General features: G+C 72.1%; 22 protein-coding genes. 12 read left to right on the forward strand and 10 right to left on the reverse strand.

The features are described from left to right. Positions 1 to 103 precede the first annotated feature (103 nt). A complete protein-coding gene (locus EIW28_RS03155) occupies positions 104 to 2341 on the reverse strand; it encodes a rhamnogalacturonan lyase family protein (RefSeq protein WP_125246247.1) in 2238 nt (745 codons plus the stop codon). A gap of 265 nt (positions 2342 to 2606) precedes the next feature. On the opposite strand from EIW28_RS03155, the gene EIW28_RS03160 reads away from it, so the two are divergent. Genes EIW28_RS03160 through EIW28_RS03170 form a run of 3 tightly spaced genes read left to right on the forward strand, consistent with a single transcriptional unit; the run spans position 2607 to position 5967 of the window. Further along, entirely contained in the window at positions 2607 to 4256 is a 1650-nt protein-coding gene (locus EIW28_RS03160; RefSeq protein ID WP_125246248.1) for a serine hydrolase domain-containing protein, read from the forward strand. 11 nt (positions 4257 to 4267) lie between these two features. Further along, the gene (locus EIW28_RS03165; protein WP_125246249.1) at positions 4268 to 4936 is read left to right on the forward strand and encodes a response regulator; all 669 of its coding nucleotides are present in this window, start codon (positions 4268 to 4270) and stop codon (positions 4934 to 4936) included. After that, the gene (locus EIW28_RS03170) at positions 4933 to 5967 is read left to right on the forward strand and encodes a HAMP domain-containing sensor histidine kinase (protein ID WP_125246250.1); all 1035 of its coding nucleotides are present in this window, start codon (positions 4933 to 4935) and stop codon (positions 5965 to 5967) included. The genes EIW28_RS03165 and EIW28_RS03170 overlap by 4 nt, the downstream gene beginning before the upstream one ends. Before the next feature lie 57 nt (positions 5968 to 6024). Here the strand turns inward: EIW28_RS03170 and EIW28_RS03175 are convergent, their stop codons facing one another. The 4 genes from EIW28_RS03175 to EIW28_RS03190 form a co-directional block, all read right to left on the reverse strand. Beyond that, positions 6025 to 7047, reverse strand: coding sequence for a hypothetical protein (locus EIW28_RS03175; RefSeq protein ID WP_125246251.1), 1023 nt, complete (start codon positions 7045 to 7047; stop codon positions 6025 to 6027). Continuing rightward, positions 7044 to 7364: a type VII secretion target gene (locus EIW28_RS03180; protein ID WP_125246252.1), complete on the reverse strand. Its 321-nt coding sequence runs from the start codon at positions 7362 to 7364 to the stop codon at positions 7044 to 7046. The genes EIW28_RS03175 and EIW28_RS03180 overlap by 4 nt, the downstream gene beginning before the upstream one ends. Continuing rightward, positions 7365 to 7718, reverse strand: a complete 354-nt coding sequence (locus tag EIW28_RS03185) for a YbaB/EbfC family nucleoid-associated protein (RefSeq protein ID WP_125246253.1) — start codon at positions 7716 to 7718, stop codon at positions 7365 to 7367. Between the two features lie 89 nt (positions 7719 to 7807). After that, positions 7808 to 8800, reverse strand: a complete 993-nt coding sequence (locus tag EIW28_RS03190) for a 2-dehydropantoate 2-reductase (RefSeq protein WP_125246254.1) — start codon at positions 8798 to 8800, stop codon at positions 7808 to 7810. 197 nt (positions 8801 to 8997) lie between these two features. Here EIW28_RS03190 and EIW28_RS03195 point away from each other — a divergent pair, with 197 nt between their 5' ends. Further along, positions 8998 to 10770 (forward strand): bifunctional metallophosphatase/5'-nucleotidase, encoded by a 1773-nt coding sequence (locus tag EIW28_RS03195; protein WP_125246255.1) that lies wholly within the window; start codon positions 8998 to 9000, stop codon positions 10768 to 10770. A 135-nt stretch (positions 10771 to 10905) separates the two neighbouring features. Continuing rightward, positions 10906 to 12096, forward strand: a complete 1191-nt coding sequence (locus EIW28_RS03200; protein WP_125246256.1) for a M20 metallopeptidase family protein — start codon at positions 10906 to 10908, stop codon at positions 12094 to 12096. Between the two features lie 55 nt (positions 12097 to 12151). Here the strand turns inward: EIW28_RS03200 and EIW28_RS03205 are convergent, their stop codons facing one another. Continuing rightward, entirely contained in the window at positions 12152 to 12655 is a 504-nt protein-coding gene (locus EIW28_RS03205) for a gluconokinase (protein WP_125246257.1), read from the reverse strand. A 91-nt stretch (positions 12656 to 12746) separates the two neighbouring features. On the opposite strand from EIW28_RS03205, the gene EIW28_RS03210 reads away from it, so the two are divergent. After that, the gene (locus EIW28_RS03210; RefSeq protein ID WP_125246258.1) at positions 12747 to 13448 is read left to right on the forward strand and encodes a FadR/GntR family transcriptional regulator; all 702 of its coding nucleotides are present in this window, start codon (positions 12747 to 12749) and stop codon (positions 13446 to 13448) included. 285 nt (positions 13449 to 13733) lie between these two features. Continuing rightward, on the forward strand, positions 13734 to 14774 hold the full coding sequence (locus EIW28_RS03215) for a hypothetical protein (protein ID WP_197717037.1): 1041 nt from the start codon (positions 13734 to 13736) through the stop codon (positions 14772 to 14774). 95 nt (positions 14775 to 14869) lie between these two features. On the opposite strand, the gene aceB is transcribed toward EIW28_RS03215, so the two are convergent. After that, positions 14870 to 16486: a malate synthase A gene (gene aceB / locus EIW28_RS03220; RefSeq protein ID WP_125246259.1), complete on the reverse strand. Its 1617-nt coding sequence runs from the start codon at positions 16484 to 16486 to the stop codon at positions 14870 to 14872. 65 nt (positions 16487 to 16551) lie between these two features. Beyond that, positions 16552 to 17862, reverse strand: a complete 1311-nt coding sequence (aceA, locus tag EIW28_RS03225; RefSeq protein WP_125246260.1) for an isocitrate lyase — start codon at positions 17860 to 17862, stop codon at positions 16552 to 16554. A 129-nt stretch (positions 17863 to 17991) separates the two neighbouring features. On the opposite strand from aceA, the gene EIW28_RS03230 reads away from it, so the two are divergent. The 5 genes from EIW28_RS03230 to EIW28_RS03250 all read left to right on the forward strand — a co-directional run bounded on the left by EIW28_RS03230 (position 17992) and on the right by EIW28_RS03250 (position 23372). Continuing rightward, a complete protein-coding gene (locus EIW28_RS03230) occupies positions 17992 to 19506 on the forward strand; it encodes a helix-turn-helix transcriptional regulator (RefSeq protein WP_125246261.1) in 1515 nt (504 codons plus the stop codon). A gap of 399 nt (positions 19507 to 19905) precedes the next feature. Then, positions 19906 to 20745 (forward strand): alpha/beta hydrolase, encoded by an 840-nt coding sequence (locus EIW28_RS03235; protein WP_187350562.1) that lies wholly within the window; start codon positions 19906 to 19908, stop codon positions 20743 to 20745. Positions 20746 to 21004: 259 nt separating this feature from the next. Then, on the forward strand, positions 21005 to 21631 hold the full coding sequence (locus EIW28_RS03240) for a hypothetical protein (protein ID WP_125246263.1): 627 nt from the start codon (positions 21005 to 21007) through the stop codon (positions 21629 to 21631). Positions 21632 to 21645: 14 nt separating this feature from the next. Further along, positions 21646 to 22281 carry a hypothetical protein gene (locus EIW28_RS03245; RefSeq protein WP_125246264.1) on the forward strand — a complete coding sequence of 212 codons (636 nt, stop codon included), beginning with the start codon at positions 21646 to 21648 and terminating at the stop codon, positions 22279 to 22281. 230 nt (positions 22282 to 22511) lie between these two features. Then, positions 22512 to 23372 (forward strand): NAD(P)H-binding protein, encoded by an 861-nt coding sequence (locus tag EIW28_RS03250; RefSeq protein ID WP_125246265.1) that lies wholly within the window; start codon positions 22512 to 22514, stop codon positions 23370 to 23372. A gap of 118 nt (positions 23373 to 23490) precedes the next feature. On the opposite strand, the gene EIW28_RS03255 is transcribed toward EIW28_RS03250, so the two are convergent. After that, complete coding sequence (locus EIW28_RS03255) at positions 23491 to 24534, reverse strand: hypothetical protein (protein WP_125246266.1); 1044 nt, start codon at positions 24532 to 24534, stop codon at positions 23491 to 23493. 332 nt (positions 24535 to 24866) lie between these two features. Further along, positions 24867 to 25583, reverse strand: a complete 717-nt coding sequence (locus EIW28_RS03260; RefSeq protein ID WP_125246267.1) for an SDR family oxidoreductase — start codon at positions 25581 to 25583, stop codon at positions 24867 to 24869. Positions 25584 to 25656: the final 73 nt, after the last annotated feature.

A 25656-nucleotide genomic window follows, 5' to 3' on the forward strand; every position in this document is an offset into this window, starting at 1 on the left:
CCGAAGGTGGGACTAGCGCTGGATAACGCTTTCCGATAAGGTCCGCGGCGCCTGAGCGCCCGAGGCTCCGGGAAGGGCGCCGGAGCCTCGGGCCCGCATCGGGTCAGGGGGTGTGGACGTCAGGCCACGGGTAGGCCGTCACGTCCGATCCGATGTAGAACGACGGGTGCGGCGGCTGGTTGTAGGCGGTGTTCTGCCAGGCGATCGCGACCCGGTACTGCACGTCGTGCATGAGTGTGGCGATGCGCAGGTTCGTCTGGTGCGGCGTGGCGTAGATCCGCAGCGCGGAGGAGTCGCCGGTGCGCCAGACGACCTCTTCGCGCCAGTCGCCGAACAGGTCCGCCGACAGCGCCGGCGTGGCCTTGGTGCCGTTGCTCGACAGCACCCCCGAGCCCGACAGGAGCGTCCCCGACGGGTAGTTGGTGATCGCGGTGCCGTCGAGCAGTTCGCGCTCGCCGTCGCCGTCCCACCACGACAGGAAGTTGATCGAGGCGGGCTTCGATCCGATGTTCGCGCCCGAGGCGTTCAGCAGGCCCGAGACGTTCGAGGACCAGTATTCGGCGCCGGGGTTGGAGGCGAGGACGTTCGCGGCCACGCCGCGGCCGTTGTCGCCGCTCGCCCCGGTCTGGAACAGGATCTGGCCGTTCGAGCCGTTCAGGTGCGAGGACGGCTGGCTGCTCGACTCGTGGACCATGAACACCTCCTGGCCGGCGCGGCCGGGCACGAAGTCCGAGACGTGCAGCGCGTCGCCGTGCCCGAAGCCGGTGTTCCACAGCGCCTGCCCGTTCGCGCCGACGGCCATGGCGCCGTAGACGACGTCCTGGTTCCCGTCGCCGTTCAGGTCCGCGATCGAGAGGCTGTGCGCCCCTTGGCCGGCGTACTGGCCGCCCGCCGAGTTCGAGTCGAACGTCCAGCGGGTGGTGAGGTCGGTGCCGTTCCAGTCCACCGCCCAGATCACCGAGCGCGTGTAGTAGCCGCGCGCGAAGATCATCGACGGCGTGGCGCCGTCGAGATAGGCCGTGCCGGCGAGGAACCGGTCGACCCGGTTGCCGTAGTTGTCGCCCCAGGAGGAGACCGTGCCGCGCGGCGGGTTGTAGGTCACGGTGTCCATCGCGGCCCCGGTCTGGCCGTTGAAGACCGTCAGGTACTCCGGTCCGGTGAGGACGTAGCCCGAGGAGTTGCGGTGGTCGGCGGTGGCGGAGCCGATGACCTGCCCGGTGCCGGAGACCGTCGCGTCGGCGGTCTTCATCGCGATCTCGGCCCGGCCGTCCGAGTCGTAGTCGTACACCTGGAACTGCGTGTAGTGCGCGCCCGAGCGGATGTTGCGGCCGAGGTCGATCCGCCACAGCCGGGTGCCGTCGAGCTCGTAGGCGTCGATGAGCGTGTTCCCGGTGTACCCGGACTGCGAGTTGTCCTTCGCGTTCGAGGGGTACCACTTGACGAGGTACTCGTACCGGCCGTCGCCGTCGAGGTCGCCCACGCTCATGTCGTTGGCCTCGTAGGTGAACGACTCGCCGGAGGGCGTGGTGCCGCCGGCCGGGCGCTGGAGCGGCAGGTCGCGGTAGCCGCTGGAGTTGAAGGCGGCCTCGGCCGCGACCTGGGCGCCCACGGCGCCGTTGACGACCGGGGCCACGGTGTAGGCGCCCGAGCCGGAGTCGAGGTAGTTGGTGGCGCCGGTGAGCGGCGAGGCGTTGAGCAGGGTCCCGTTGCGGTACACGTTGAACGCGATGTTCGACGGGTCGGTGCCGAGGAGGCGCCAGGAGACGAGGCTCCCGCCGCCCGAGGGCACGACGGTGACGCCGCGGGTGAGCTCCTCGACCTGGTAGCGGCCGTGCTGCTGCGGCGGCGCGCCGTCGGTGACCTCGAGGTAGTCGATGTTCGCGAGCCCGGCCGCGGTGGCGGCGGCGAGCCGGACCGTGTTGGACCCGGCGTTGAGCTGGACGCTGACGGTCTTGGTCGACCAGGCGGTCCACGCGCCGGTCGCGGGGAACGCGCTCGCGGCCTGGACGGTGGCGCCGTTGACGGCGATGTCGGCCGAGCGGGTGTCGGTGCCGCCGTGCGCGTAGCGGATCGCGAGGCTCGCGGTCCCGGCGCTGGGGGCGTTGACGGTGAACTGGAGTGCCGCGCCGACGGCGTTGCTGGAGTTGCAGAACCCGCTGCCGGAGTACCCGGCGTGGTTCGAGTCGATCGTGCCGGCGCAGGTCGCCGGGGAGGTCTCGGCCTCGTAGCGGACGGTGGCGGCGTCGGCGACGCCCCAGACGGTCGCGGCGGTGGTGGCCGCGAGGGCCGCCGCCGCCAGGAGCGAGAGGCTCCGCAGCCGCCGGTTTCGGATGGTGCGCATGATGGCTCCGCGTGTCGAGAGGTGAGGGTGGAGGCCGCCGGGGCGGCGGTCGGCGCACCGCGTGCATGCCGGGTCGACACGGTGCGCAGTCATAGATGTATTGAAGTGAATCGATTCATTTGCCTTCGGGCAGTGTAGTCGGAATCCGCTTTCAAACGCAATCCATCGAAGGATATGAATTTCTACCGGGATCGTCGGGGCCGGGCGGCAGCGGGGGCCCGCTCGTTCAACCCCGGTTTACACCGCGGCGCCTACGGTCCGGGGCATGAGACGAGTTTCAGCGATGATCGCGGCCGCCCTGCTGGCCGCGGGGTGCACGTCCGTCGAGGAGGGCGGCCCGAGCGGGTCGCCGGCGGACTGCGACCCGGACCTGGTGAGCGCCCTCGGGCAGTGGGCCGAGGCCGGGTGGGCCGGCGCGGTCGCGATCAGCGGCGGCGGCCAGGAGTGCCGGGCCGCGTTCGGCAGCGCGGACGGGACCGCGCCGAACACCGACGAGACGGTGTTCGCCATCGGCTCGGTGAGCAAGGGCTTCACCGCGGCCGCCGTCCTCGGCCTCGCGCACGAGGGCGCGCTGTCCCTGGACGACACCGCCGGCGCGCTCCTGCCGGGCCTGTCGGGCCCGGCCGCCGACGCCACCGTCGAGCAGCTCCTGCTGCACACCAGCGGCCTCGCGGGCGACCACGGCGACGGCGACCACCGGCCGCTCGAGCGGGACGCGGCGATCGCGGACCTGAGCGAGCTGGAATCGGCGTTCGAGCCCGGCAGCGACTTCATGTACTCCAACGCCGGGTACACGCTGCTGGCGCTCATCGTCGACGAGGTCACCGGCTCCTACCGCGACCACATGGCCGCCGAGGTCCTCACCATCGGCGGCGAGCGGATCGGCGGGTTCTGGGACGGCGAGCCCGCCGCGCCCGGGCCGCGCGCGGTCGGCGAGGTCGACGGCGCGCCCGCGACCGAGAACGGCGGGTTCGCGGGCCCGCACTGGGCGCTCGACGGCAACGGGGACCTCGCGATGACCACCGGCGAGCTCGCCGAGTGGACGCGGGCGCTGTTCGAAGGCGAGGTCATCGACCCCGCGGCCGTCGAGGTCCTGGAGTCCACCCGCTTCGACTACGGCGACGGCACCGCCGAGATCCCCGGCTGGGTCGCGGTCGGCGCCGAGGTCTTCGGCACCCCGCTCGTCACCGCCTCGGGCGGCGGCGGGGACACCGGGCACAACGCCGTCGCCGCCTGGCTGCCCGAGCAGGGCGTGAGCATCGCGGTCACCTCGAACACCGAGCGGATCAACGCCGGGCAGCTCGCCGAGCTCATCGTGCCCGCCGTCGCGGCCGGCGAGCCGGTCCCGCTGCCCGAGCCGCGCATCGAGGCCGACCCCGAGGAGCTGGCGGCCCTGGAGGGCGTCTACACGCTCGACACCGGCGGCACGTACACCGTGACCGCGGCCGAGGACGGCCTCGACGTCGCCGCCGCGGGCGCCGACGCGGTGGCCGCCATGTTCGCCTCCCCCGACTTCGCGCCCGAGGACGTCGCCGCGCACGAGGAGGCCGTGCTCGCGCTCCTCAACGGCGAGACCGCGATCGGCCGGGAGGAGCTGGAGGCGATCGAGGCGGAGCTCGGGGCCGTGGAGGGCGTCGAGCTCGCCGGGACGGCCGGCGAGGACGAGCTGCGCACCTACGTCGAGCTCGCGACCGCGTCGGGCCCGGTGCTCGCCTGGTACGCCCTCGACGAGCACGGCGGCGTCGGCGCCCTTGCCATCGACGCCGACCCGCCGACGTTTAGGCTGGTCCCGACCGGCGCCGGCGAGTACCGGCGCGACCTGTTCGGCGTCGAGGAAGGCGTGCGGGTCGTCTTCGAGGCGGACCTGATGACCGTCGCCGGCCCGGCCGGCGAGGCCGCCGCCGCCCGGGACTGAGAGGAGCCGGAGTGCGGATTCTGCTGGTCGAGGACGACCGCGACCTGGGCCCGGTGATCGCGCTGGGCCTGCGCAACGAGGCGTACGCGGTCGACCTCGCGGCCTCGGTCGCCGAGGCCGAGGAGCTGCTGTGCGCCAACGACTTCGACGTGGCCTGCCTCGACCTGGGGCTGCCGGACGGCGACGGCCTGGAGCTGCTGCGGCGGCTCGGGTCCGACCCGCACCTGCGCCGGCCCCGGCGGGTCCTCGTGCTCACCGCCCGCGACGCGGTCGACGACCGGGTGGCCGGGCTCGACTCCGGCGCCGACGACTACCTGGTCAAGCCGTTCAGCTTCGCCGAGCTCGCCGCCCGGCTGCGGGCCCTGGCGCGCCGCGCCGACGTGCGCGACGCCGTCCTGGAGGTCGGCGACCTGCGCCTGGACGCCGCCGCGCACCGGGCCTGGCGCGGCGGGACCGCGCTCGAACTGACCGCGAGGGAGTTCTCGATGCTCCGCTACTTCATGCACCACCCCGGCGAGACCCTGTCCACTGAGGACCTTCTGGAGCACGTGTGGGACGCGCAGGCCGACCCGTTCACCGCCTCGGTGCGGGTCATCCTCAGCCGCCTGCGCCGCAAGCTCGGCGAGCCCGGTCCCATCGCGACGGTGACCGGCGTCGGCTACCGGCTGGAGGCGAGGTGACCGTGTTCAAGTCGCTGCGCGTCCGCTTGGCGCTCACCGGGTTCCTCGCCAGCTACCTGCCGGTGGTCCTGGTCTTCGCGGTCACCGCGATCAACCAGGAGTCCTACGGCGAGGTCGGCGCCGACGGGGTCGAGCGCACCGTCTCCCGCACCGGGATCGTCCCCTCCGGCTGGGCGGTCCTCACGGTGGTCCTGCTCCTGCCGGCCACCGCCGCGCTCGCGTGGTGGTGGGCCGGCCGGGCGGTGCGGCCCTTCGCGCGGGTCCGCGCCGCCGCCGAGCGGATCGAGGGCACCGACCTCGGCCTGCGCGTCGGCAGCGCGCAGGGGACGACGGAGGCCGTCGCGCTCGCGGCCGCGTTCGACTCGATGCTCGACCGCCTCGAACGCTCGGCGGCGGTGCAGCGGCAGCTCATCGAGGAGGCCAGCCACGAGCTGCGCACGCCGCTCGCGGTGCTCATCACCGGCGCCGACGTGGTGCTCGCCCACCCCGAACCGGACCTTGAGCTGTACCGGGAGGGCCTGGAGCGCAGCCGCGGCGCCGCGCACCGGCTGCGCGACGTCGTGGACGAGCTGCTCGTGGACGCGCGCGGGCGGGCCCGCGTGATCGACCGCCGGCCGGTGGACCTGGCGGCGCTGGCGCGGGAGGTCGCCGCGGAGTTCGCGCCCGCGCCGGTGGTCGTGACCGGCGATGCGGCCGCGGATGCCGCGGTGGACGGCCCGAGCGTGCGGCGCGCGGTGGCGAACCTCGTCGGGAACGCCGTCAAGCACGCTCCAGAGGGGACGGACGTGGTGGTGGAGGTCGCCGCGGGCCCGGATGCGGTGTCGCTCACGGTGTCCGACGAGGGCCCGGGCATCCCCGAGGCCGACCGCGAGCGCGTGTTCGAGCGGTTCTGGCGCGGCGAGTCCGCGCCGGGCACCGGGCTCGGGCTGCCGATCGCGCGCCAGATCGCGCAGGCGCACGGCGGCGACGTCGCGCTCCTCGACGGGGGCGAAGGCTGCCGGTTCCGGCTCACGCTCCCCAAGGGGCGCTGAGGGAAGGAGGGGCCGGGGCCCGCGAGGGGCCCCGGCCGGGGGTGCGGTCGCGGGGCGTCACGGGCCGCCGTTGGCGGCGCGCTCCTGCTCCATCTGGCTGATCATGTTCTCGCCCTGGGCCGTCGAGTTCCCGGTGTACTTGACGGTCTTCATCTTGTCGATCGGGTTCTTCCAACTGTTCTTGAGCGGGTCGAGCGACTTCATGAGCGGCACGTTCGAGAAGTTCCGCGCGCTCTGGGCGCCGTCCATGATCTTGCCGCCGCCGCGCATGAGGCCCGTCGAGACGCCCTTGAGCATGTGGTCGGTGGCGCCGTCGAGGGCCTTCTTCAGGCCGGTCGACTCGGCGCCGAACTTGCGCAGGGACGCGACCCAGCGGCCGAGCTTCGACGTGAGCTGGCCGAGCTTGCCGACGAGGCTGGCGAAGACGGAGACGGCCTTGGAGACCACGCGCGCCACCGCGGCGGCCACGGTGGCGCCGAAGGTGAACCCGGCCGTGGCGAGCGCGGAGAGGATCCACAGGATCGCCTCGGCGATGAAGTTGGAGATGATCTCCAGGAACATGGTGCGGAAGATCGCGACGATGACGCCCGCGCCGGTGATGAGGTTCGCCGTCCACTTGGCGCCGTCGGCCGCGCCCGCGATGACCCCGCCGAAGGCCGCGGCGCTCTGGCGGTACGCGTCGGCGTCCGCGCCCTCCCAGTCGGTGGCGGTCTGGAGCTCGGCGTCCCAGGCAGTGGCCGCGTCGTGCAGCGCCATCGAGATGTTGTTCCAGGTCAGCGCCAGGCCCTCGATGGCGTTGGGGTTCCCGGCGAGCAGGTCGAGGGGTTCGCGCAGGAACGAGATGTGCTCGAACAGCCAGGAGACGCCGGCCTGCACGAGGTGCTTGAAGGGGTTGGAGACGAACGAGAGCACGTCGAGGCCGAGGGAGAACGTCGAGGAGGCGATGTCGCCGACGTCGACCTGGCCCTGGGTGATCGCGTTCCCGTAGGCCTGGCCGGCCTTGCTGATGCCGTAGAAGATCTTGGCGCTCTGCGGGAACGTCGTCGGGGTCTCGCCCTCGATGAGGGGGTTCGCGTTCACCGGTCGAGCTCCTTCTGGAGGGCGTCGAAGATCGCGGCGACCTCTTCGTCCACGGTCTGGTACTGCTGCGCGGTCGCCTGGAGCGCCATGGTGAACCCGGTGCCGAGGTCGTCGATCGAGTCGAGGGTCTCGGAGCCGTCGTCGAGGAACAGGTCGAGCGCGGGCGGGATCAGCTGCGCGAAGAAGATGCCGTAGGCGTTCACGTCGCCCAGGCGCACGGTCTTGGCCGCGTCGGCGGCCTGGACGACCGTCGGCATGGGGCCGTTGACGAGGCGCGAGGCGTGGTCGCGGAGCGTCTGGGGATCGACCTTGACCATCTAGGACTCCGTCCGGGGCGAGGTGAAGCCGGTGATGACGCTCATGGCCTCGGAGTCCTCGCCGAGGAGCGTGGACATGATCTCGGCGGTCTTGCGGCCGGACTCCTCCAGGGCCTGGTTGTAGACCTGGAGGACCAGGTCGGCGAGGCCGGTGCCGGAGAGGCCGCGCGCCTGGGGCGAGAAGCGCAGGCCGGTGAGGTTGCCTCCGGCGTTGACGGTGACGGTGACGAGCTCGTCCTCGTCGGCGAGCGTGACGGCGGAGTCGGCGAGGAGCTCCTCGGCGCGCCCGGCCCGCTCCTGGATGACGGCCACGCGGGACTCGAGGTCCTGCATGATCTCTTCTGGCGTGCGCACAATCGTCCTCCGTGGTGTTGCCGTTGGTGCAGATGTCAAGCTAGCCAACGAGAGTGAACCGGAGATGGCGCTGCCTTGAACGGGTGCCCTCAAGCAGGGCGCGCGATGGCCGCGAGCAGTTCGGGGCCGCTCCAGTCGCGCCGGCCCCCGGCCTCGGCCTCGTGCACGAGGGCGGTCAGGCGCTCGTTCACGGGCGCGGCGAGGCCGTGTTCGGCGGCGAGCGAAGCGATCTCGCCGTTCAGGTAGTCCACTTCGGTGGGACGACCGGACTCGAGGTCCTCCCAAGTGGAGGAGCGGGCGTGCGGGTCGATCGCGAGCATCCGGGCCGCGACCCGGACGAAGAGCGCGTCGGGCAGGCCCAGGAGGAGCGGCAGGAGCCGCGGCGCGACCCCGGCGGCCTTCGCCGGCTCGATCCCGGCGGCCTTGAACACCGCGAGGGCCTCGCGCTGCGCGGCGGCGAGGACGCGCCGGTAGGCCCGCTGCGACAGCTCGGTGCGCAGCGGCAGGCCCGAGAGGGCGTTCACGGCGTTGTTCAGGTTGAGGACGAGCTTCCCGGCCTGGACGCCAAGCAGGTCCTCGTGCAGCGCGAGCGGCAGGCCGGCGCGCTCGAACGCGCCCAGGTGCGGCTCCAGCCCCGGATGGGCCTGCACTTCGAGGCCGCCGGTCGTGCCGCGGTGGAAGCGGCCCTCGCCCTGGTGGACGACGTTGAAGGCGACCATGCCGGGGACGGCGTCGAGGCCGGCGGCCGCCAGCGCGCGGGCGTTCCGCAGCCCGTTCTGGAGGCTGACCACGGGCGTGCCGGGCCGCAGCCGGACCGCCAGCCGCGCCGCGGCCGCGGCGGTCGCGGCCGACTTCACCGTGACGAGCACGAGGTCGGCCCCGGACGCGGCGGCCGGATCGGTCTCGTACTGCGGGGCCGCCACGCGCGCGGCGGCGCCGTCGAGGCCGGTGACGACGAGCCCGTGCGCGCGCACCTCCGCGGCGATGCGCTCGCGCCCGACGAACACGACCTCGGCCCCGGCGGCCGCGAGCCGCCCGCCGACGTAGCAGCCGACGCTCCCGGCGCCGTATACGCAGATCATCCCCGGATGCTATCGCCGCGAACGGCTTCGGCGAAACCCAGGCGAATGTCCGCTTCGCCGCCCGGCCGCGCCGATTTCGTTGCGGCATCGACACCCGTCGTTCAAGATGGGGTCATGGGATGACACCCGAGGTCAGGTGCAATACTCCAGACATCCCTCGCGTTTTGTCCCGGTGCTTGAACAGGAGCGAACCCCGAATGCACGTCAACCGCAGAACCCTCCTCGGCGCCTCGGCCGCCGGGGCCGCGGCCGCCGTCACCGCCGCCGCGCCCGCGGAGGCCAAGGGCGCCAAGCGCTACAGCTTCACCGTGATGGGCACGACCGACCTCCACGGCAACGTCTTCAACTGGGACTACTTCAAGGACGCCGCCTACAGCGACGCCGCCGGCAACACCCGCGGCCTCGCCCGCGTCGCCACCCTCGTCAAGCAGGTCCGCGACGAGCGCGGCGCCGAGAACACCATCCTCATCGACGCCGGCGACACCATCCAGGGCACGCCCCTCGCCTACTACTACGCGCGCGTCGACCCCATCGCCGCCGAGGGCGGCCCCGTCCACCCCATGGCGCAGGCCATGAACGCCATGGAGTACGACGCCGTGGCCCTGGGCAACCACGAGTTCAACTACGGGCTCGACACCCTCGCCAAGTTCGACGCCCAGTGCGAGTTCCCCATCCTCGGCGCGAACGTCGTCGACGCCGAGACCGGCCGCCCGGCCTTCCCGCCCTACCACATGCAGCGCCTGCGCACCCCCTGCGGCAAGGACGTCAAGGTCGCGATCCTCGGCCTGTGCACGCCCGGCGTGACCATCTGGGACAAGGCGTACGTCGAGGGCGTCCTCGAGTTCCCCAGCCTCGAGTCCACCGCCGCGTACTGGGTGCCCGAGCTCAAGCGCCTCGGCGCCGACGTCGTGATCGTCTCGGCCCACTCGGGCACCTCCGGCACCTCCGCGTACGACACCTCCACCGGCCTCGGCGTCGAGAACGCCTCCAAGCTCGTCGCCGAGCAGGTCGCCGGCATCGACGCGATCCTGGTGGGCCACGCCCACATCGAGATCCCCGAGAGCCGCGTGGCCGGCCCCGACGGCCGCGAGGTCGTCCTCTCCGAGCCGCTGTGCTACGGCCAGCGCCTCACCCTCTTCGACTTCGACCTGGTCCTGGAGCGCGGCAAGTGGAAGGTCGAGTCCGTCTCGGCCTCGGTCCGCAACTCGAACACCGTCGAGGAGGACCCGCACATCACCGAGATCCTCGCCGATGAGCACCACGAGGTCGTCGCGTACGTCAACCAGGTCGTCGGCCAGGCCGCCATCGACCTCGACACCGCCGAGGCCCGCTACAAGGACGCGCCGATCATCGACCTCATCACCAAGGTCCAGGAGGACACGGTGAAGGCGGCGCTGGCCGGGACCGAGCACGCGGACCTGCCGGTGGTCTCGCAGGCGTCGCCGTTCTCCCGGACCTCGCTCATCCCGCAGGGCGACGTCAGGATCAAGGACCTCTCCGGCCTGTACATCTACGACAACACGCTGGTGGCGAAGCTGCTGACGGGCGCGCAGATCCGCGAGTACCTCGAGTATTCGGCGCAGTACTTCGTGCAGACCGCCGCGGGCGCGGCGGTGACCCCGGACGCGATCACGAACGCGGGCGGGCGCCCGGACTACAACTACGACTACGTCTCGGGCTTCACGTACGAGATCGACATCGCCAAGGCGCCGGGCTCGCGCATCGTGAACCTGAAGCACGCGGGCGCGGACGTGGACGACGCGCAGCGGTTCGTGTTCGCGGTCAACAACTACCGCGCGAACGGCGGCGGGAACTTCCCGCACGTGGCGGCCGCCGAGGAGCTGTGGAGCGAGTCGATCGAGATCCGCACCCGCATCATCGAGTGGGTGACCGCCAAGGGCGCGCTCGACCCGGCCGAGTTCGCCTCGGTCGACTGGGTGCTCACCCGCGACGGCGCGCCGGTGTTCTAGCGCGCTCCCGTGCGCAGGCGCCGCGGCCGAACGGCCGCGGCGCCTTCACGTTCCGGGCCGGGGCGTGGCAGTATTGCGTCCACCAGGCGAACTGACCGCCCGGCTAGCTGAGAATCCGAGATGCCAGGAGCGCACATGGACTTCCGGGAAGAGGCCGCCGCCATCGAAGGCGACCTGATCGCGCTGCGCCGCGAACTCCACCAGATCCCCGAGATCGGGCTCGACCTGCCCAAGACGCAGGCGGCCGTCCTCGCAGCGCTCGAGGGACTCCCGCTCGAGATCACGCTCGGGCAGAGCTCGACGGCCGTCACCGCCGTCCTCCGCGGCGGCAGGCCCGGCCCCGCGGTGCTGCTGCGCGGCGACATGGACGCCCTCCCGGTGACCGAGGAGAACGACGCCGACTACGTGTCCAGGCACGTGGGCACCATGCACGCCTGCGGGCACGACCTGCACACCGCCGGCCTCGTCGGCGCCGCGAAGCTGCTCGCGGCCCACCAGGCCGAGCTGCCCGGGGACGTGGTGTTCATGTTCCAGCCGGGCGAGGAGGGCTGGGACGGCGCCGGGCACATGATCGCCGAGGGCGTCCTGGAGGCGGCGGGCCGCAAGGTCGACGCGGCCTACGGGCTGCACGTCATCTCCGACATGGTGCCGCGCGGCGTGTTCACCACCAAGCCGGGCCCGATGATGGCCGCGTCCTCGGGCCTGTTCGTGACCGTGGTCGGCAAGGGCGGGCACGGCTCGCGCCCGCACACCACGCTCGACCCGATCCCGGTCGCGGCCGAGATCGTCACGGCCCTCCAGAACCTGATCACGCGCCGCTTCAGCGTGTTCGAGCCGATCGTGATCACCGTCGGCACCTTCCACGCCGGCACGCGGCACAACATCATCCCCGACAACGCCAAGTTCGAGGCGACGGTGCGCACCTTCTCGGAGGCGGCGCTCGCGCAGGTCGAGAACGAGTCGGTGCAGCTGGCCGAGAGCATCGCGGCCGCGCACGGGCTCACCGCCGAGGTGCGGTTCGACCGCGAATACCCGGCCACGGTGAACGACGCCGACGAGGCCGCGTTCGTGGCCGAGACCGTCAAGGACCTGTTCGGCGAGGACCGCTACGCGGAGATGCCCGAGCCGGTCATGGGCTCGGAGGACTTCTCGCGGGTCCTCGAGGCCGTCCCCGGCAGCTACATGTTCTACGGCGCCACCGTGAAGGACGACCCGAGCGAGGCGGCCTCGAACCACTCGCCGCGCGCGGCGTTCGACGACTCGGTGCTCGCCGACGGCGCGGCGCTCCTCGCAGAGCTGGCCGTGCGCCGCATGAACCGCGGCTGAAAGCGGCACAAGGCGGGGGGAGGCGGGCCGGGCCCGCCTCCCCTCGCCGTCTGCGCTAGTCGTCGAGGCGGGCGACGACGGCGTCCACGATGTCCTCGGGGGCGTCGGCCACGTCGACCACGATGCCGGCCTCGTCCGGCCCGAGCGGTTCGAGGGCCGCGAACTGGGAGTCGAGGAGCGCCGGCGGCATGAAGTGGCCGCTGCGGTGGGCCAGGCGCTCGGCGATGAGCTCGCGGGTGCCGTCGAGGTGGACGAAGCGCACGTCGGCGTCGGCCTCGCGCAGCAGGTCGCGGTAGGCGCGGCGCAGGGCCGAGCAGGTGACGACCGTGGACTTCCCGGCCGCGGCCTGCTCGCCGATCCAGTCGCGCAGCGTCCGCAGCCACGGCTCGCGGTCGGCGTCGGTGAGGGGCACGCCCGCGCGCATCTTGGCGACGTTGGCCTCCGGATGGAACTCGTCGCCCTCGGCGAACGGCCAGCCGAGCCGGCCCGCGAGCAGCTTCGCGACGGTGCTCTTGCCCGAGCCGGACACGCCCATGACCACCAGGCTGGTCGCCGCCATGGCCCCTCCTCATCGAAAGGTAGTACTTGAAGACCGGAAAGGTAACACCATTTCATGTCTCGGCGCCACCCGCTCCCGTTAGGATGCCGGAATGATCGAGCGGCGAAACCCGACGGGCCTCCACGACCCCGTGCTGGACGAGCTCGGGCTCGCGATCGCCTCCGGCGCCCTCCCCGAGGGCCGCGTGCTCACCCTCGACGGCATCCAGGAGCGCTTCGGCGTCTCCCGCACCGTCGCCCGCGAGGCCATGCGCGTCCTCGAATCGATGGGCATGGTCACCTCCCGGCGCCGCGTCGGCATCACCGTGCGGCCCATGGACGACTGGAACGTCTTCGACCCCAAGGTCATCTGGTGGCGCCTGGCCGGGCCCGGCCGCGACGCCCAGCTGCGCACCCTCACCGAGCTGCGCCTCGCCATCGAACCCCTCGCCGCCGGCGCGGCCGCCCGCGCCGCCACCGGGCCCGAGCGCGCCCGCCTCACCGCGCTCGCCGCCGAGCTGCGCCGCCTCGGCGAGGCCGCCGACCTCGCCGAGTTCATGGAGCGCGACGTCGAGTTCCACGAACTCCTCTTGCGCGCCAGCGGGAACGAGATGTTCGGCGCGCTCGCCGGCCCCGTCGCCGCCGTCCTGCGCGGGCGCACCCGGCTCGGCCTCATGCCCCATCAGCCCGTCCGAGCGGCCCTCGACCTGCACGAGGCCGTCGCCGCCGCCGTCGCCGCCGGGCGCGCGGCCGCCGCCGAGGAGGCCATGCGGGAGCTCCTCGCGGAAGTGCGCACCGCCACGCTTCCCGGCTGAGGTTTGCCGAAGATCATTTCGAGGCAACTATCAAGAACCCTGGGAGCGCCTTCAGGTCGGAAGGGGCGCAACCTGTTCGCTCTCCGAACACCCACGGCCACACGCGCGGCCTCCCACCCCAGGCCGCGCCAGGGGCCACACCACCGCGGGCCGGGGCGTGTTTGGGCCGCGACACGGCGTTTCGCCTGGTCTGAACAGAGAAGTACACGCAGTAACCGATTAGCATGAGCCCCAACACCACCACGGCTCACAAGGCCGCGACTCCACCCGCAGATCGGACGAGCCATGCCCGAGTTCGCACCCGTGCGATTGCCGCACTACGAAGGCCGTGAATCCGGCCCCCGCTCCCTCCTCGACGACGTCGCCGCCTGGGTCGGATCGGAGCCGATGGCGGCACTGCTGCGCCGCTACGGCGGCTCCCTCCCCGGGGCCGGCACCGCCACCGATCTCGCGTACCTCGAAGCGTTCTCCGCCGTCCACTGGGACTTCCGGGCCGGACGCGAGCGCCACGAGACCGCGCCGCAGCCGCTCGACCCCGAGCAGGAGCTCGCCGTCATCGAGGCGGCGATCGCGCTCGGCCTCGGCCCCGAGCTCAAGCCGCGGCTCGACCACTACACGCACGTCCTCGTCCTCGGCGGCCTCGTCGGCTCGTGCCTGTTCCGCACCCGCTTCGCCGCCGAGCTCCTCGCCTCCGGGATCACCGCCGACAACGTCACCGGCGTCGGCGGCTTCCGCCCGCTGAACGAGGCCGACCTCGAGTCCGCGGCCCTCTCGGGGCTCCACTGCGGCGCGTTCGAGGTCGACGCGATCGAAGCGAGCCTCAAACGCGCCTTCGGCATCGAGGGCGAACCGCGCGTCGACGCGGGCGGCGACCCGCACCGCGAGCCGGGCCGCTCGTGGAAGGTCGCGACCTACGACGCCGGGCCGGTGACCGTGCGCGCCGTCGCCGCGCCGTCCTCCATGCCCGACCGGCGCCGCGCCGACACCGTCGACACCTGCCGCTTCTGGGCCGACGAGGTCGCCGACCTCGCCCCCGGCGACAGCGTCCTGGTGGTGACCTCCGCGCCGTACACCGCGTTCCAGCACTGCGACGCGATCGCCCACATGGGACTCCCCTACGGCTGCGCGATCGACACCGTCGGCGTCGACCCGGCCGCGCTCCCCGAGCCGCACTTCCAGAAGCGCCACACCGCGAGCGGCTACCTCCAGGAGATCCGCTCCGCGATCCGCTCGATGCGCCGCCTCCAATACGCCGCGGCCACCGCCGAGGCCGAGCTCGCGGTGGAGTCGGCGGCCTTCTTAATGGACGAGGACGGACCCGCCTGAGCGCTCGCTTACCTCGCTGCCGATATAACTCTGATGTTCCCGGGGGCGGCCGACCCCGCGCGCCAGCAGGCGGGGTCGGCCGAGGAGGCCGGTCCTCAGATGAGGAACCGGGTGTACGCGGGCAGTGTGAGGAACGTCGGGTAGTCCTCGCCCAGCGCGCACTCGGTGAAGACCGACAGGGCGTCGTCGAAGCGGTCGCCGTCGAAGCGCTGGAGCGAGGCGAACTCGTCCTTGAGGAGCCGCTCGACCCACTCGCGGGTCACGGTGCGGCCCTCGTCGGTGGTCGACCCGGCGTTGATCCACTGCCAGATCTGCGAGCGCGAGATCTCGGCGGTGGCGGCGTCCTCCATGAGGTTGTCGATCGCCGCGGCCCCGACGCCGCGGAGCCACGACTCGATGTAGCGGACGCCCACCGCGAGGTTCTTGCGGATGCCGGCCTCGGTGATCGCCCCCGGCGTCGCGGCGACGTCCAGGAGCGCGGCGGCGTTCGGCACCACGTCCTCGCGCTGCCGGTCGAGCTGGTTCGGCAGGCCCCCGAGGGCCTCGTCGAACACGGCCATGGCGACCGGCACGAGATCGGGGTGGGCGACCCAGGAGCCGTCGAAGCCGTCGTCGGCCTCGCGGGTCTTGTCGGCCCGCACCTTCTCGAGCGCGACCGCGTTCGCCTCCGGGTCCTTGCGGGAGGGGATGAACGCGGCCATGCCGCCGATCGCGGAGGCGCTGCGCCGGTGGCAGGTGCGCACCAGCAGCTCGGTGTAGGCCCGCATGAACGGCGCGGTCATCGTGACCTGGTCGCGGTCGGGGAGCACGAAGCGCGGCCCCCGCTCGCGGAAGTTCTTGATGACCGAGAAGATGTAGTCCCAGCGCCCGGCGTTCAGGCCCGAGGAGTGGCGGCGCAGCTCGTAGAGGATCTCCTCCATCTCGAACGCGGCGGTGATCGTCTCGATGAGGACGGTGGCCCGGATCGTGCCGCGCGGGATGCCGAGGAGGTCCTGCGCGGTGTCGAACACGTCGTTCCACAGCCGCGCCTCGAGGTGCGACTCGAGCTTCGGCAGGTAGAAGTAGGGGCCGCGGCCCAGTTCGAGCAGCCGGCGCGCGTTGTGGAAGAAGTACAGGCCGAAGTCCACGAGGGACCCGGCGACGGGCAGGCCGTCGACGCGCAGGTGCAGCTCGGCGAGGTGCCAGCCGCGCGGCCGGACGATGATCGTCGGCAGGTCGGTGAGCGTCTCGCCCTTGAGCTTGTACTCCTTGCCCTGCTCGGAGGTGAAGTCGATGCGGCGCTCGATGGCGTCGCGCAGGTTCACCTGTGAGTCGATGACGTTGTGCCAGTTCGGCGCGGACGAGTCCTCGAGGTCGGCCATCCAGCACTTCGCGCCGGAGTTGAGGGCGTTGACCGTCATCTTCCGGTCGCACGGGCCGGTGATCTCGACGCGCCGGTCCTCCAGCCCGGGGGCGAGGGTGGCGACGCTCCAGGAGAAGTCGTCCCGCACGTCGGCGGTCTCGGGCAGGAAGCCGGGGTCGGCCCCGTTGGCGATCCGGATGCGGCGCTGCTGCCTGGCCTGGAGGATCTCCTGGCGGCGGGGCGCGAACTTCCGGTGCAGGGCGGCGACGAACGACAGCGCCTCGGGCGTGAGGATCTCGTCCTCGCGCTCGACGCGGGGCCCGTTGACCGTGATCCCCGGGTCGGTGCGGGTCTCTGATGCGATGACCACTGAAACACTCCTTGTGTGGCGGGGCGGGGCCGGGCCCCGCCCTGGCGGACTTGGTCGCTGGGCGGTTAGTGGAATTGTCCCGCCTCGGTGGACCCGGCGAGCGCGAGCGTCGCGGATGTCGGGTTCAGCGCGGACGTGACGAGGTCGAAGTAGCCGGTGCCGACCTCGCGCTGGTGCTTGGTCGCGGTGTACCCGCGCTCCTCGGAGGCGAACTCGCGCTCCTGGAGGTCCACGTAGGCGGTCATGCCTTCGCGGGCGTAGCCGTGGGCGAGGTCGAACATCGAGTGGTTGAGCGCGTGGAACCCGGCGAGGGTGATGAACTGGAACGTGAAGCCCATGGCCCCGAGCTCGCGCTGGAACTTGGCGATCGTGTCGTCGTCGAGGTGGCGCTTCCAGTTGAACGACGGCGAGCAGTTGTAGGCGAGCATCTGGTCGGGGTGCTCGGCCTTGATCGCCTCGGCGAACGTGCGCGCGGCCTCGAGGTCGGGCGTGCCGGTCTCCATCCACAGCAGGTCGGCGTAGGGCGCGTAGGCGAGGCCGCGGGCGATGCACGGCTCGATGCCGTTCTCGACCCGGTAGTAGCCCTCGGCGGTGCGGTCGCCGGTGAGGAAGCGGCGGTCGCGCTCGTCCACGTCGGAGGTGAGCAGGGTCGCGGCCTCGGCGTCGGTGCGGGCGACGATCACGGTCGGGACGTCCTCGACGTCGGCGGCGAGGCGCGCGGCGTTCAGCGTCCGGATGTGCTGGCTCGTCGGGATGAGGACCTTGCCGCCGAGGTGGCCGCACTTCTTCTCGGAGGCGAGCTGGTCCTCCCAGTGGACGCCCGCGGCGCCGGCGGCGATCATGCCCTTCATGAGCTCGAAGGCGTTCAGGGGCCCGCCGAAGCCGGCCTCGGCGTCGGCGACGATCGGCACCAGCCAGTCCTCGACGGACTGGACGCCCTCGGCGGCCTCGATCTGGTCGGCGCGCATGAGCGCGTTGTTGATGCGCCGCACCACCTGCGGGACCGAGTTCGCCGGGTACAGGGACTGGTCGGGGTAGGTCTGGCCGGCGAGGTTGGCGTCGGCGGCGACCTGCCAGCCGGAGAGGTAGATCGCGTGGAGCCCGGCCTTGACCTGCTCGACGGCCTGGCCGCCGGTCATCGCGCCGAGCGCGTGGACGTACCCGCCGCCGGCGGCGTCCTCGGTGAGCCGGGTCCAGAGGCGCTCCGCGCCGCGGCGGGCGAGGGTGTGCTCCTCGGTGACGCGGCCGCGCAGGCGCACCACGTCGGCGGCGCTGTAGTCGCGGACGGTGTTCGCCCAGCGCGGGTCCGAGGCCCACTCGGCGGAGAGGCGCTCGGCGGCGAGGTTCGCTTGAGGGTCGCGGTGCGTGTCGGACATCGTCGGCTCCGAGTGTCGGGACCGCCGCAGCGGTCGTTACTTGCAGGTAACTGAAATCTTTCCCGCTTCCGCACGCCTGCGGGGCGGTTCCCGGTGGAAAGAATCGCGTTTCTTCGCAATACTGGGGAAATGACGAACCTGCCGCCGCGCCCCGCCGACGTCCCGCACCGCCCGTGGGGCGCCGCGGAGGCCGCCGGGCTCACCGCCGACGACGTCGCGGTCGACCTCATCAGCCTCGGGAAGCAGATCCGGCACCTGCGCAAACAGCGGGAGATGAGCCTGGAGGACCTGGGCGCGGCCGTCGGCGCGGCGCCCTCGCAGCTGTCGCTGATCGAGAACGGCAAGAAGGAGCCGAAGCTCTCGATGCTGCGGGCGCTCGCGAAGGCGTTCGGCGTTTCTTCCGACGAGCTGCTGGGCGCGGAGCCGCCGAACCGGCGGGTGGCGCTGGAGATCGAGCTGGAGCGGGCGCAGCGCAGCGGGCAGTACCGGTCGCTCGGGCTGCCGTCGGTGAAGCCGTCGAGCCGCATCCCGACCGAGGCGCTCGAGGCCCTGGTGGGCCTGCACCGGGAGGTGGACCGCCAGATCAACCTGCACACGGCGACGCCGGAGGAGGCGCGGCGCGCGAACACGGAGCTGCGGCGGCGGATGCGCGACAAGGACAACTACTTCGCGGACATCGAGGCCGAGGCCCGCACCCTGCTGGGGAAGGTCGACTACGCGGGCGGGCCGCTCTCGCAGCACCAGATCGCGGACCTGGCCGCGCACCTGCGGTTCACGCTGCACCACGTCGACGACCTGCCGCACTCGACCCGCTCGGTGACGGACCTGAAGCACCGCCGGATCTACCTGACGCAGGTCGGCACCGGCTCGCACGACCCGCGCACGGTCCTGCTCCAGGCGCTGGCGAGCTACGTGCTCCAGCACGAGGTGCCGCGCACGTACCTGGAGTTCCTGGGGCAGCGGGTGTCCACGAACTACCTCGCGGCGGCGCTGCTCATCCCCGAGTCGAGCGCGGTGGCGTTCCTGCGGGGCGCGATGCAGGACAAGGAGATCGCGGTCGAGGACCTGCGCGACAACTTCGCGGTCTCGTACGAGGCGGCGGCGCACCGGTTCACGAACCTGGCGACGCACCACCTCGGGATCCGCACGCACTTCCAGAAGGTGCACAAGTCGGGGGTGATCTTCAAGGCGTACGAGAACGACGACGTGGCGTTCCCGGCGGACCCGACGGGCGCGATCGAGGGGCAGCCGATCTGCCGCTACTGGACGAGCCGGCAGGTGTTCGACGTGCCGGACAAGTTCAACGCGTTCAACCAGTACACGGACACGGCGACGGGCACGTACTGGTGCACGGCCCGCACCGAGCGCAGCGCCGACGGCCTGTTCTCGCTCTCGATCGGGGTGCCGTACGAGTCGGCGAAGTGGTTCCGCGGCAAGGAGACCAAGGCCCGCTCGGTGTCCCGCTGCCCCGAACCGGACTGCTGCCGCAACCCGCCGCGGGAGCTCTCGCGCGCCTGGGCCGGCAAGGTCTGGCCCACCGCCCGCGCCGCGAGCTCCCAGCTCGCGGCGATGCCCCTGGGCTCCTTCCCCGGCGTCGACGAGACCGAGGTCTACCAGTTCCTGGAACGCCACTCGAGGCGCTGACGATCCGCTTCCCGGAACGCCACTCGAGGCGCTAACGATCCGCCGGACCCGGCTTACGACCCCCGTCCGCACCGTCGTACCCCCGCGCCATTGTTGAACCAGGGGACCTCGCATTCCCCTCCGACCGACGTGCCCGCGAACCGCCGCCGGCCGCCCCGCCGACACCCCGCAGGCACTGTCGGACCCCCGAGGCAGGGTTGAGACCGGGGGCCCATCGATGTCCGATTTGCCGGGACCCTCCGTTCACGTTTCGCGTCACCAGCCCCTGCCCGCGGCTGCACGCTCGTGCACGTTCCGCCCCGGTTTCGCGCCGGGCGCGTCACGCGCCGCACCCGGCACACCGCACACCGCGGTCGGCCGGGACCGCGAAGCATCGAAGTCTTTGCAATCATGAGCGCCATGACACCGACGTTTGTCCTCATCCACGGCTCCAACGCCAACTCCTTCTCCTGGGCCCCGCTCCAGCGCGAGCTCGCGCTCCTCGGGCACCGCTCGCTCGCGGTCGACCTGCCGGGCCACGGCTTCGCCGCGGGCATCCCGGCGGCGTACCAGACCCAGGACGCGGCGGAGCTGGCCGTGGCGCCGTCGCACCTCGACGGCGTCGGCCTCCAGGCGAACGTCGACCACCTCATCGCGATCCTGGAGCGCGCCAGGGAGAACGGGCCGGTCATCGCCGTGGCCCACAGCCGCGGCGGCGTCACCCTCACCGCCGTCGCCAACCGCCGTCCCGACCTCTTCGACCGCCTCGTCTACGCCTCCGCCTGGTGCTGCGTCGAGCACACGCCCCTCGAGTACGTCGCCCGCCCCGAGAACGCCGGCAGCGTCCTCGACCAGGTCTTCGGCGTGGCCGCCGCGAACCCGGCCCGCCTCGGCGCGGTCCGCATGAACTGGCGCACCGCCGACCCCGCGCTCCTCAACGCCCTCAAGGAGTCGATGCTCGCCGACGGCACCGACGACGAGTTCCGCGTCTTCCTGAGCACCCTCACCCCTGACGAGAGCCTCGACGCCGGCGGCCCCGAGGACCGCGCGAACGCCGACACCTGGGGCCGCATCCCGCGCAGCTACGTGCGCCTCACGAAGGACACCTCGATCCCCATTGAGCTCCAGGACCTCTTCATCAAGGAGGCCGACGCCCTCACCCCCGGCAACCCGTTCGACGTCCACACCCTCGAATCCAGCCACGTCGGCATCCTCGTGCACCCCGAGCGCTTCGCCGCCGTCCTCGCGGGCCTCGCCTAGCGCCCGCAGCCCTGTCACGAGGCCCCGTCGCGAAGGCCCCGTCGCGAGGCCCCGTCGCGAAGGCCCCGTCGCGAGGCCCTGACGCTGGCACACCGCGTGCCAACTTTCCGGCCGGTCCGGCGCCGCAAAGGCCGCCGAACCGGCCGTTAAGTCTTCATAGGACTCCGGAGTCCCAGGTCAGCGCCGTGCCGTGGACCCATCGTCAGGGCGTCGCGACTCCATACTGAGGCGGCGATCCACCCTTCCCCAAGGAGTGCCCATGCGCCTCACCCTCCGAAGACTCCTCACCGCGGCGGCGGTCCTGCTCGCCGCCGCGGCCCTCACGCTCGTCCCCGCCGCACCGGCGCAGGCCAAGTTCGGCCTGCTCTTCGTCTGCGACGAGGACCCCGACACCGGCCTGCTGTACAACTGCCACTGGGTCCCGGTCCCCGAACTCGGTCCGAAGTGGCCGCCGGACGGCTGCCCCGAATGCGGCGTCCTCATCGACTTCTGGAAGTTCGACATCGACCCGGTCGCCCACGAGAAGTTCAACGACCTCCTCCGGCAGGGCGTGGACGCCCTCGCCCGGTCCCACCTCACCGACGACGCGAAGCTCGCCGACCAGCTCCGCGCGGACGCCCTCGCGCACTTCCGCGACGCCGCCGCGGCAGTCGAGAAGTACCCGATCGCGTTGTCGCACAGCGGTTTGTGGGACGACAAGAACCAGAAGCCCGTCCCGGACCCCAGCCCGCAGCCGTGGATCGCCGACGCCGGAGCGGAGCTCGCCGCCGGCATCGGCATCCTCCAAGCGGACCTGTGGGACCCCCAGCCCGACCCGCCCGGCGACGCCGCCATGCGGCACTTCGACAAGGCGTACCAGCACCTCTCCGACCTCGCGGCGCAATGATGGAGGCCACGACCATGAAGCACCCTGTCCGATACGCCAAGACGCTCGTCGCGGCCCTCGTCCTCGCCCTCTCGGCGGTCTTCCTCGTCCAGGCGCCGGCCCAGGCCGGCGGCGGGACCTTCACCTACTGCTTCTGGGTCCAGGACGACAAGGGCGTCTGGCAGCAGGTCTGCCCGACGATCGAGGTCCCGGTCGCGGGACCGCGCTACTGGTGGCCCCCGGAGTGCTGGGTGTGCCTGCCGCTCTTCCGCTTCGAGGACCACGCCGTGAACCCGGCCGACCGCGCGGACTTCTACGGGCAGCTCGGGCAGGGCCAAGTCCTCCTCGCCCAGGCGGGCCTCACGAAGGACGAGAAGCTCGCCGACCGGCTCCGGGCCGAGGCCGCCGACGCGTTCTACGCGGCCGCGAAGCTCATCGGCAAGGGCGGCGAGGTCACGTTCAAGGAGTTCGCCTGGATCGACCCGGAGAGCGGCAAGCTCTACGGCAGTCCGCTGCCCGAGCCGCCGACGATCGCCGCGAAGGCGATGGCGGAGGGCCTGCGGTACATGCAGCAAGCGGCCCTCGATCCGCAGCCCGTCCCCTGGATCGAAGCGGCCATGAAGGAGTTCGAGCACGCGAACACCGTGCTCACCGAGTTCGCGGCCACCTGACCCGGCCCCGACCCGCCGCGGGCCGGCCCCGACCTGCCCGCGGCACCGGCGGTCCCCTGCGCCTCGGGGACCGCGGCCGGGCCGGGGGCATCGACACCCCCGGCCCGGTCTCGATCCCAGTCGCGCCGACCGGTTCGCACCCGCGCCGAATCGGAATCGGTAGACGATCACACATCCAATGTGGCTCCGCAGCCATTCATCCGCTCCGCGATCCGCGGTTGACTGAAGGCATGAGCGAACACATTGCGAACGACACCATCCTCGTCACCGGCGCCACCGGCAAAGTCGGCCGCCGCCTGGTCGAGATCCTGCGCGACGCGGGCCGGGAGGTCCGGGCGGTCTCCCGCAGCACCGAGATCCCCTTCGACTGGACCGACAGCTCCACTTGGGACAAGGCGCTGGAGGGCGTCACCGCCGTCTACATCATCGCGCCGGACCACCCGTTCCCCGCCGAGGAGTTCGCCGCGGCCGCCGCGAAGGCGGGCGTGCGGCGACTGGTCGCCCAGTCGGGCCGCCGCGTCCAGGACCTCGCCGCAGCGGCCGGGGTCGGGCCCGAGGCGATCGGCATGTACGCCGCCCAGGCCGCGGTGCAGGGTTCCGGCATCGAGTGGACCGTCTTGCAGCCCAACAACTTCAATGAGAACTTCAGCGAAGGCGACTACCTGCCGGGCATCCTGGCCGGCGAGATCGCGCTGCCGCTCGCCGACACCACTGAGCCGCTGATCGCCGTCGCCGACATTGCGGCCGTCGCGGCGGCCGTGCTCACCGAGGACGGCCACCACGGCCAGGTCTACGAGCTCACCGGCCCCGAGTCGCTGACGATGGGCGAGGCCGCCGCGGCCATCGCCGCCGCGTCCGGGAAGACCGTCGTCTACCGGGCCGAGACCCCGGAGGAGCACGACGCCGCGCTGCGCGCCGCCCAGCTGCCCGAGGAGCTCGTCGGGTTCCTGAACCTCATGTACCAGTTCATGCGCGAGGGCAACATGTCCCCGACCACCGACAACGTCGAGCGCATCCTCGGCCGCGCCCCGATCGCGTTCGCCGACTGGGCATTCGACGCCGCGAAGGCGGGCGCCTGGACGCAGGCGTAGGGCTCGGGCCGGCACAGGTGCCGGCGCGCGGTCTTGAGACGCGCGAGCGGTCTAGAAACGCGAGAGCGGGCGTCGGGGCGAGGCCCCGACGCCCGCTTTCAGTCGCAGGTCGCGCCGATCAGTTGTCGCTGCTGCAATAGGCCAGGTAGACCTGCGGCAGGATCGCGTCGCCGCCGGTGACCGGGGTGGCGTAGTAGTCCGAGTTCGGGCAGCCGTCCAGGGCGGTCTGGTAGTCGAACTCGAGCTCGTCGATCGGCGGGTCGTAGGTCTCGATCGCGTCGACCACGTACAGCGCCAAGGAGTTCGAGCAGTCGAAGGTGCGCAGGGTGGAGCCGTCGGTGCAGTCGCCGACGTCGGGCGTGACCGGGCGGCCGCCTTCGGCGTCCTCCTTGTCGATCGCCTCGATGCAGTAGAGGTAGTCGACCGGGCCGCCGATGCCTTCGATGGACTCGGTGTAGATGACCTGGTAGTTCAGCCAGAGCTCGCCCGGGGTCCAGCCCAGGTACTCCGATCCGCAGACCGTCGAGACGACCGAGACGTCCTCCAGGTCGCCCATGATGGTGACCGCGGCGCCCGAGTCGTCGGAGACCTTGGTGATGGTCCAGAACGCGGTCGGGTCGTCGCAGGGCACGACGAGGTCCTCGACGTTGACGACCGAGTCGGTGAGGCAGTCCCCGACCTCGGCCGCCTCGGCCTGCTCCGCGGCCTCTTCGGAGAGGGTGGAGGTGTCGGTGGTGTCGGTGGCGGCGTCGGTGACCGGGTCGTTCGCGGAGTCGTTCGAGTCGGAGCCGTTGGCCAGGACCCTGACCACGACGATGATGATGCCGATGACCAGCGCGCCGACACCGCCGAGGATCTTGGCGAGCAGGCCGTTGCCACCGCCGCCGGAGGGCGGCGGGATCGGCGGTGCGCCGTAGGGGGCCCCGGGCGGGGGCGGGAAGCCGGGCTGCTGCGGCTGGCCGTATGCGCCGGTCTGGGGCGGGATGCTGCCGTCACCGGGCGGCGGACCGTACGCCCCGGGCTGCGGCGGGACGCTGTAGCCGCCGGGCTGGCCGGGCGCGCCGAACCCGGGCTGGGCCGGCTGGCCGAACGGCGGCTGCGACGGCTGACCGGGGGCGGGCGCCTGATTCGGGTCGTACGGGTTGGGCGGAGGATAGGTCACTGGTTTTCTCCGAAGGACGGGGCGAGGGGCGGGGCGGGTGTGCGCTTGGGATCTTATTGGCCCCTCGCAAGTGGTCCGCAACACGACCGACTCGAACGGCCTCCCCACCTGCGCCCGCTCGATCCGGCCCAGTCCGGACCGGGTGGGTCCGGTTCGGCTTGGCGTGGCTCAGCCCGGTCCGGCTTGGCCCGGTCGGCTTGGCCCGGCTTGACCCGGCCGGCTCGGTTCGGCTACCTACCTACCCCACCCACCCGGGAGTCTGCCGCGATCCTCGCTCGCGGGTCCGACAGAAACCGCACCCGCGAGCGCCCGCGTCACCCGAAAGAGGACTCTTATGCCTGCCGACCCGCGGCCAGCTCCGGGTAGAGCACGCTCGGGTCGGCGTGCAGGATCGCCTTGAGCTCCAGCGAGACCTGGTCGGCGAGGACCTCCAGCGCGCCCGACTCGATGCCGTCCAGTCCCGCCCGCGCGATGTCGGCGGGGTCGGCCTTCTCGGCCGGGATGTCCTTGAGCATGTCGGTGTCGATGCCGCCGACGTGCAGCCCGGTCACCTGCGTCCCCTGCGCCGCGAGTTCGAGCCGCGCCCCGTTGGTGAGGCTCCACGACGCGGCCTTGGCCGCGGAGTACGCGTGGCCCATCCCCGCCGAGCGCCACGACAGCACCGACAGGATGTTCAGGATCGCGCCGCCGCCGTTGGCGCCGAGCACGGGTGCAAAGGCGCGCACCATGTTCAAGGTCCCGAAGAAGTTGGTCTCCATCTCGCGCCGGATGGCGTCCTCGGAGCCGTCGACGAGGTTCACGAAGGTCGCGATGCCGGCGTTGTTGACGAGGAGGGTCGCGTCGGAGGCGGTCTTCGCGGCCGCCGCGACCGACGCCGGGTCGGTGATGTCGAGCTGCACGGGCTCGACCCCGGGCAGGTCGACCGTCTCGATCCGGCGCGCGCCGGCATAGACCTTGGCCGCGCCGCGTTCTAGGAGTTGCCGCGCGAAATGGCGGCCCAGGCCGCGGTTGGCGCCGGTGACGATTGCGATTGATCCTTGGATTTCCATGTGGTCGAAGCTAAGACCTCACGCCGGCGTCAGGGGCAAGCGAGCGTGGCTGACGCCACACGAATCGAGGAGG

Source organism: Glycomyces terrestris, from assembly GCF_003933745.1.
GTDB classification, from domain to species: Bacteria; Actinomycetota; Actinomycetes; order Mycobacteriales; family Micromonosporaceae; genus Glycomyces; species Glycomyces terrestris.